The sequence below is a fragment of the Pseudomonas sp. D1HM genome (assembly GCF_019266105.1).
Lineage (GTDB): Bacteria > Pseudomonadota > Gammaproteobacteria > Pseudomonadales > Pseudomonadaceae > Aquipseudomonas > Aquipseudomonas taetrolens.
Map to the genome: position 1 here is coordinate 92177 of NZ_LRMN01000005.1, position 6705 is coordinate 98881.

At 59.9% G+C, this 6705-nt stretch carries 6 protein-coding genes and 4 tRNA genes; 1 reads left to right on the plus strand and 9 read right to left on the minus strand.

The genetic code is table 11. The annotated features are described in order from the left end of the window. Positions 1–48: 48 nt before the first annotated feature. The 8 genes from AWM69_RS07580 to gltX all read right to left on the minus strand — a co-directional run bounded on the left by AWM69_RS07580 (position 49) and on the right by gltX (position 4544). Complete coding sequence (locus tag AWM69_RS07580) at positions 49–501, minus strand: Hsp20 family protein (protein WP_048383428.1); 453 nt, start codon at positions 499–501, stop codon at positions 49–51. A gap of 122 nt (positions 502–623) precedes the next feature. Further along, on the minus strand, positions 624–1583 hold the full coding sequence (locus tag AWM69_RS07585) for a tRNA-dihydrouridine synthase (protein WP_218726144.1): 960 nt from the start codon (positions 1581–1583) through the stop codon (positions 624–626). A 44-nt stretch (positions 1584–1627) separates the two neighbouring features. Then, positions 1628–2062, minus strand: coding sequence for a thioesterase family protein (locus AWM69_RS07590; protein ID WP_131653039.1), 435 nt, complete (start codon positions 2060–2062; stop codon positions 1628–1630). Positions 2063–2235: 173 nt separating this feature from the next. After that, positions 2236–2311: transfer RNA gene (locus tag AWM69_RS07595), tRNA-Glu, on the minus strand. A 77-nt stretch (positions 2312–2388) separates the two neighbouring features. After that, positions 2389–2464, minus strand: a tRNA-Ala gene (locus AWM69_RS07600). Between the two features lie 50 nt (positions 2465–2514). After that, positions 2515–2590, minus strand: a tRNA-Glu gene (locus AWM69_RS07605). A 79-nt stretch (positions 2591–2669) separates the two neighbouring features. Then, positions 2670–2745 (minus strand) — tRNA-Ala (locus AWM69_RS07610). A 317-nt stretch (positions 2746–3062) separates the two neighbouring features. After that, positions 3063–4544, minus strand: coding sequence for a glutamate--tRNA ligase (gltX, locus tag AWM69_RS07615; protein ID WP_131653040.1), 1482 nt, complete (start codon positions 4542–4544; stop codon positions 3063–3065). Between the two features lie 213 nt (positions 4545–4757). On the opposite strand from gltX, the gene AWM69_RS07620 reads away from it, so the two are divergent. Then, a complete protein-coding gene (locus AWM69_RS07620; RefSeq protein WP_218726145.1) occupies positions 4758–5723 on the plus strand; it encodes a 2-hydroxyacid dehydrogenase in 966 nt (321 codons plus the stop codon). Positions 5724–5734: 11 nt separating this feature from the next. On the opposite strand, the gene AWM69_RS07625 is transcribed toward AWM69_RS07620, so the two are convergent. Continuing rightward, entirely contained in the window at positions 5735–6697 is a 963-nt protein-coding gene (locus tag AWM69_RS07625; protein WP_218726146.1) for an alpha/beta hydrolase, read from the minus strand. Positions 6698–6705: the final 8 nt, after the last annotated feature.

Here is a 6705-nt window from a genome sequence, read left to right on the forward strand (position 1 = left end):
ACCGTCAAAAGAACCCCGCCGTGACGACGGGGTTCCACGCGGTCCGGATCAGTGCTGCAGTGCAGGCTGTTGCTCCCCGTTGATCGGGATGCGTTTGGCTTTTGCCTCTTCCGGTACGACCCGCTGCAGGTCGATGCTCAGCAAGCCATTGCTCAAGCCTGCGCCTTTGATCTCGATGTGGTCATCCAGACGGAAGGACAACTTGAAGGCCCGCTGGGCAATGCCCTGATGCAGATAGGTCAGGCCTTCGTCGTTAGCGGTTTCACGCTTGCTGCCGCTCACCGTCAGCACACCTTTCTCGACTTGCAGGTCCAGGTCTTCTTGCTGGAAGCCTGCTGCCGCTACAACGATGCGGTATTGATCTTCGCCGCGTTTCTCGACGTTGTAAGGTGGGTAGCCACCACTCGACTCATTGCGCAATGCTGTTTCAAACAAATCACTAAAACGGTCAAAACCGACAGAATTACGGAACAGTGGCGCCATGGAAAATGCGTTGCTCATCATTTAGCCTCCTGATTTCAGCGAGATTTTGTCTCCGCGACCCGGTTTCGGCATCGCGTACTCGCTAAATAAGGATCGGCAATGTCATTTCAAGGGGCTTTTTTGAAAAAAATTCGCCCTGCTCAAACCGCTTGAAAATCTGAGCTGTTAACCAGATGACGGACCTTCTCACAGTCGGTCTCGCGACGCATGGCGTTGAACAGCACTGCCGCCTCAGGGTAATTGCGTGTCAGCATGGCCAGCCACTGCTTGAGACGCCCCGGAGCCGAACGCGGAGTCAACTGAGCCTCTGCCTGGGCCCAAAAGTCACGGATCATGGGCTGCAAGTCCGCCCAGGTCATTTCCACCCCCTCTTCGCCCGCCTGTGCCGCGGCGATTTGCCGGGCCAGATCCGGACGTGACACCAGCCCGCGACCCAGCATGATGTCTTGCGCGCCACTGATTTCGCGACAACGGCGCCAGTCTTCTACCGACCAGATGTCACCGTTGGCAAACACCGGCACCTTGACCGCCTCTTGCACCTGAGCGATGTACTCCCAGTGCGCCGGAGGCTTGTAACCGTCCATCTTGGTCCGCGCATGCACCACAATCTGGCTGGCGCCGCCTTCGGCAAGGGCAATGGCGCATTCATTGGCACTGTCAGGCGTGTCAAAACCCAGACGCATCTTGGCCGTCACCGGGATATGCGCAGGTACCGTACGGCGCACTTGCAGCAGGATGGCGTGCAACAGTTCGGGCTCCTTGAGCAGCACCGCACCGCCACGGGACTTGTTCACGGTTTTGGCCGGGCAACCAAAGTTCAGATCAATCACTTCAGAGCCCAGCTGGCAGGCCAAGGCCGCGTTGTCCGCCAGGCAGGCCGGATCCGACCCCAGCAATTGCACGCGCAAGGGCACACCGGCACGGGTTTTGGCGCCGTGCTGGAGTTCAGGAGCAAGCTTGTGGAAGTAGGCTTCGGGCAGCAGCCGCTCGGTGACCCGAATAAATTCGGTCACGCACCAATCAATACCGCCGGTGCGGGTCAAAACATCACGCAGGATGTTGTCGACCAACCCCTCCATCGGCGCCAAAGCAATTTGCATGGGTGACTCTCATAAAAAACGTGCGGCAGTTTACGGGGCTTCGTTCAGCTCGTCACGACCACCGGGCTATAACCTTCGAGAAACTCCGCAGGCAAGCGCTTGGCCTTGCCGCTGGACAGCTCGATACAGACAAACGTGGTTTGAGCGCGCAGCAAGGTCTTGCCGTCGCTCGGGCGCACCAACTGGAAGCGACGCGTCATGCGCAGGCGCTGGTCACAATCGACAATCCAGGTCGCCAGTTGCAACTCGTCGCCTTCATAGGCGCTGGCGAGGTAATCAATCTCGTGCCGGCCCACGGCCATTGCCCGGTCAAGCCTGCGGTACTCGGCAAGGTCGAGCCCCAGTCGTTGCGAATGACGCCAGGCGCAACGTTCCAGCCAGACGACATAGGCGGCGTTATTGGCATGGCCAAACCCGTCGATGTCTTCGGCCTGCACTTGCAGATCAATGATGAACGGTGTCGCCAAATCCCAACTCATGCCTTGTCTCCGTGTGCACACATAAAGGGCGCAGTGTAACGCACCCCGCCTGCGCAAAGGCATGGGGTGGGCTGAGACGGGTGTAAAAGGTCAGGATCGGGCAAACGCCAGACAAACAAAAGGGCCATTCAATAATTGAATGACCCTTAAAAATCCCGCAGAGCGGGTAATCGTGGCGTCCCCTAGGGGACTCGAACCCCTGTTACCGCCGTGAAAGGGCGGTGTCCTAGGCCACTAGACGAAGGGGACACAAACCCTTCTAACAGTGATCAGGCGTTTGGCCTGATCGATTCAACGCCAGTGTGGCCCGACGTTGAACTGTAAATTGGTGGAGCTAAACGGGATCGAACCGTTGACCTCTTGCATGCCATGCAAGCGCTCTCCCAGCTGAGCTATAGCCCCGATTTATCGCCTGGCGGCGGAGCATCACCGAAGTGCTGCTTCTGTAAAACTGGCGTCCCCTAGGGGACTCGAACCCCTGTTACCGCCGTGAAAGGGCGGTGTCCTAGGCCACTAGACGAAGGGGACGTAACCCTTCTATACAACTGACCAGTGCTGAGCGCTGATCAATTCAAGGCCGGTGTGGCCAGACCTTGAACTGTAAATTTGGTGGAGCTAAACGGGATCGAACCGTTGACCTCTTGCATGCCATGCAAGCGCTCTCCCAGCTGAGCTATAGCCCCAAACAGTCAGTATTGCGTGTTGCTGTGTGGACGGGGCGCATATTAAGACCGGTTCGGGAGGCTGTCAAACTTATTTTAAAAGTTTTTTAAAAAAATTTGCCGTGAGAACAACCACTTACCCTCCTGCCCCCGTAAATACGGGCCCAAGTCTCAACCGCAATGCCGTAGCAGCTGCCGAAGGAACGCGGCTGCGTTCGATTGCAAAGCCATCGTAAAACCTGAATGCGCGATTTTTCAGTCAACCCTGCACTCAGCCTTTACGAAGGCTACGCCCCAAAACCAGCCTTCGCCAGCCGCTACGGATTATTAAACGCGGATCAATTCATCGCGCTGAACAGCTTTTCCCACTCTTTATTTTCTTTCTTGGACACGCCGCCCAGCAGATCCAGCGCCTGGCGCAGACGGAAACGGGTCAGGTCCGGCCCCAAGATCTCCATCGCGTCCAGAACCGAGACCGAGCTGGCCTGGCCCGTGATCGAAGCGAACATCAGCGGCATGGCATCGCGCAGTTTCAATTCAAGGGACTCAACCACCGTCTGAATGCAGGCGGTAATTGGCTCTTTTTCCCACTGGCGCAGGCTCTCGAGCTTCCACAGGATCAGTTGCATCAGTTGGCGCACTTGATCATTGGACAGTTTCTTGTGTTCGAACAGCTTGGCATCCAGCTGCAGGCCGCCTGCGAAGAAGAATCCGGCCAATGGCGCGATCTGGCTGAAGGTTTCAACCCGGCCCTGGACCAGCGGCGCGATCTTCATCATGTATTCTGGGTTCAGCGCCCATTGCTGAACGCGACTGGCGAACTCTTCCAGCGGCAGATCACGCAGCCACTGGCCGTTGAGCCAGGACAGCTTCTCGACGTCAAAGATCGGTCCGCCCAGCGAAACGCGGGACAGGTCAAAGTTGTCGACCATCTCCTGCAACGAGAACTTCTCGCGCTCGTCCGGCATCGACCAGCCCATGCGGCCCAGGTAGTTGAGCATCGCTTCAGGCATGAAGCCCATGCGCTCGTAGAACGTCACCGACGTCGGGTTCTTGCGCTTGGACAGCTTGCTCTTGTCCGGGTTACGCAGCAGCGGCATGTAGCACAGCTGCGGCTGTTCCCAACCGAAGTATTCGTACAGCAGGATCAGCTTCGGCGCCGAAGGCAACCATTCTTCGCCACGCAGGACGTGGGTGATGCCCATCAAGTGATCATCGACCACGTTGGCCAGGAAGTACGTCGGCAGGCCGTCGGTCTTCATCAGGACTTGCATGTCCATGCGGTCCCACGGGATCTCGACATCGCCCCGCAGCAGGTCCGGCACCACGCACACACCCTCGGTCGGCACTTTCATGCGGATCACGTGGGGCTCGCCAGCGGCCAGGCGGCTCGCGACTTCTTCTTTCGACAGCAGCAATGCACGGCCGTCATAGCGCGGGGTTTCACCCTTGGCCATTTGCTCGGCGCGCATCTGGTCCAGCTCTTCAGCGGTACAGAAGCACGGGAACGCATGGCCCATGTCGACCAGTTGCTGGGTGTACTTCTTGTAGATCTCGCTGCGCTCGCTTTGACGATAAGGGCCATGCGGGCCGCCAACGTCAGGGCCTTCGCTCCAGGTAATACCCAACCAGCGCAGGGCGTCGTAGATCTGCTCTTCGGACTCGCGGGTCGAACGCAACTGGTCGGTGTCTTCGATCCGCAGGATGAACTCGCCGCCATGCTGCTTGGCAAAGCAGTAGTTGAACAAAGCGATGTAAGCGGTGCCGACGTGGGGGTCGCCGGTGGGCGATGGCGCGATGCGCGTGCGAACGGTGGTCATGGGCGGTCTCGAAGTGGAGATAAAACAAAGGGCGAATGGTAACAGGCCGACCCGGCCCGGCTCCAGCACAGGACGGCCCGGTGAGCCCAGATCCCCTGCCGCACAGCCGAAAAAACCGAAAAAACACACTTTTCCTCGACCCGCCCCACGCAAACCCCTGTACCAGAGGTGCTAACCTCGTGCCCTCTCGACATTCCAAGGCTGGAGACACAGATGCCCCATGTAGTGCTGGTGCTGGTTGAAGCGGTAAACGATTACTTGCCGCTGCTGGAGCAGGCGGGATTTGAACTGATTCGAGCGCCGACACCGGCCAGCCGCGCCGAAGCGATTGCCGAACATGGCGGCCGCATCCAGGCCGTATTGACGCGCGGCCCATTGGGCCTGAGAGCGGATGAAATTGACGCCCTGCCCTCGCTCCAGATCATCTGCGTGATCGGCGCCGGTTATGAGCAGGTGGATTTGCAGGCGGCAAGCAATCGAGCGATTACCGTGACCAACGGTGCCGGTGCCAACGCCCCGACGGTCGCCGATCACGCGATGGCGCTGTTGCTGTCACTGGTGCGCAGCATTCCCCAACTGGACGCCAGTGTGCGGCGCAGTGAATGGAACAAGCCCATGCTGCCAACCCTGGAAGGCAAGCGCATGGGTATCCTCGGCCTCGGTGCCGTAGGCCTGGCCATCGCCAGGCGAGCCGCCCACGGTTTTGACATGAGCATCAGCTACCACAATCGCCAGCCCCGTCCCGGTACGCCGTACACCTACTGCGCCAGCGCGCTTGAGCTGGCCAGCACGGTGGATTTTCTGATCGTGGCCACGCCGGGTGGAGGCGACACCCGGCACTTGATCGACCGCAGCGTGATTGATGCCCTGGGCCCGCAGGGCTACCTGATCAACATTGCTCGCGCCAGCGTGGTTGACACCCAGGCCCTGGTTGAAGCGCTGGCCAACGGCCGCATCGCCGGGGCCGGACTGGACGTGTTCGATGACGAACCTCAAGTGCCTGACGCCCTCAAGGTACTGAGCAATGTGGTGCTCACGCCGCACGTCGCGGGTCAATCGCCCCAGGCCGCACAGGACACCGTGCAACTGGTGCTCGACAATCTCGAGGCCTTTTATGCCGGACGACCGGTGCTGACCCCGGTGCAGTTGCCCGCCGCTACCCGGCACCCAGCGCTATAAGACGGCCTGGATCAGCCCGCCAACTGCTGATCCAGCCACGCGGCCACCCGCACATGGATGCCGGGGATTTCTTCCAGCAGCCCGCTCATGCGCATGAAATCGTGGGTCAAGCCCGGCTCTTGCAGCAGCACGACCTCATTGCCTGCCTGCTTGAGCCTCTGGGCATACGCCAACCCTTCGTCATACAGCGGGTCGTAGCCGGCCAGGTACACCAGTGCCGGCGCCAGCCCGCTGACATCGGCCGCCAGCAACGGCGAAAGGCGCCAATCGCTCAGGTCGCCGGCGTTGCGGGTGTAATGCTGGTAGAACCAGTCCATGCTCGCGGTTTCGAGCAAATAGCCCTCGGCAAATCGCACATGGGAATCGCGCTTGCGACTGCCGTCCGTAACCGGATAAAGCAGCACTTGAGCCCGCGGGATAATGGCCAGCTCCTGCGGATCGGTGACTGCCAGTATCGACAGCACCGTGCTCAAGGTGCCGCCCGCGCTGTCACCGGCAAACGCCACCCGCGTAGGATCCAGACCGTGCTCGGTGCCGCCGCGCAGCAGCCAGTTGGCCGCGTCGCAGACATCGTGTACCGCGGTGGGGAACACCCACTCCGGCGCCAGCCGGTAATCCACCGCCAGCAGCGCAAAATGCCCCGCCGAAGCCAACCGGCGGCACAGCGCGTCATGGCTGTCGAGGCTGCCAATCACGTAGCCGCCGCCGTGAAAATACACCACCACAGGCAACAGTTCCGCCTCCAGCCCCGGCCGGCGATACACCCGCGCCCGCAGGCTGAACCCATCGCGCGCCGGAATCCGCAGGTCGTAGCTGTCCACATCGGTTACAGGCAGATCAAACACCTGTGAGCTTTGGTCAAATTCAGCGCGGGCCTGGGCCGGTGTCATCTCGTGCATCGGCTGGCTCTTGCCGGTCATGCGGCTCAATTCAACCAATTCCAAAAACGCTTCCAGTTCGGGTAACACTGACATTTCAATTC

Excerpts from the sequence above, each read along its gene's own strand:
- AWM69_RS07590 (WP_131653039.1), bottom strand. The coding sequence starts at position 2,062 with ATGAGTTGGGATTTGGCGACACCGTTCATCATTGATCTGCAAGTGCAG.
- AWM69_RS07580 (WP_048383428.1), bottom strand. The coding sequence starts at position 501 with ATGAGCAACGCATTTTCCATGGCGCCACTGTTCCGTAATTCTGTCGGT.
- AWM69_RS07585 (WP_218726144.1), bottom strand. The coding sequence starts at position 1,583 with ATGCAAATTGCTTTGGCGCCGATGGAGGGGTTGGTCGACAACATCCTG.
- AWM69_RS07625 (WP_218726146.1), bottom strand. The coding sequence starts at position 6,697 with ATGTCAGTGTTACCCGAACTGGAAGCGTTTTTGGAATTGGTTGAATTG.
- gltX (WP_131653040.1), bottom strand. The coding sequence starts at position 4,544 with ATGACCACCGTTCGCACGCGCATCGCGCCATCGCCCACCGGCGACCCC.
- AWM69_RS07620 (WP_218726145.1), top strand. The coding sequence starts at position 4,758 with ATGCCCCATGTAGTGCTGGTGCTGGTTGAAGCGGTAAACGATTACTTG.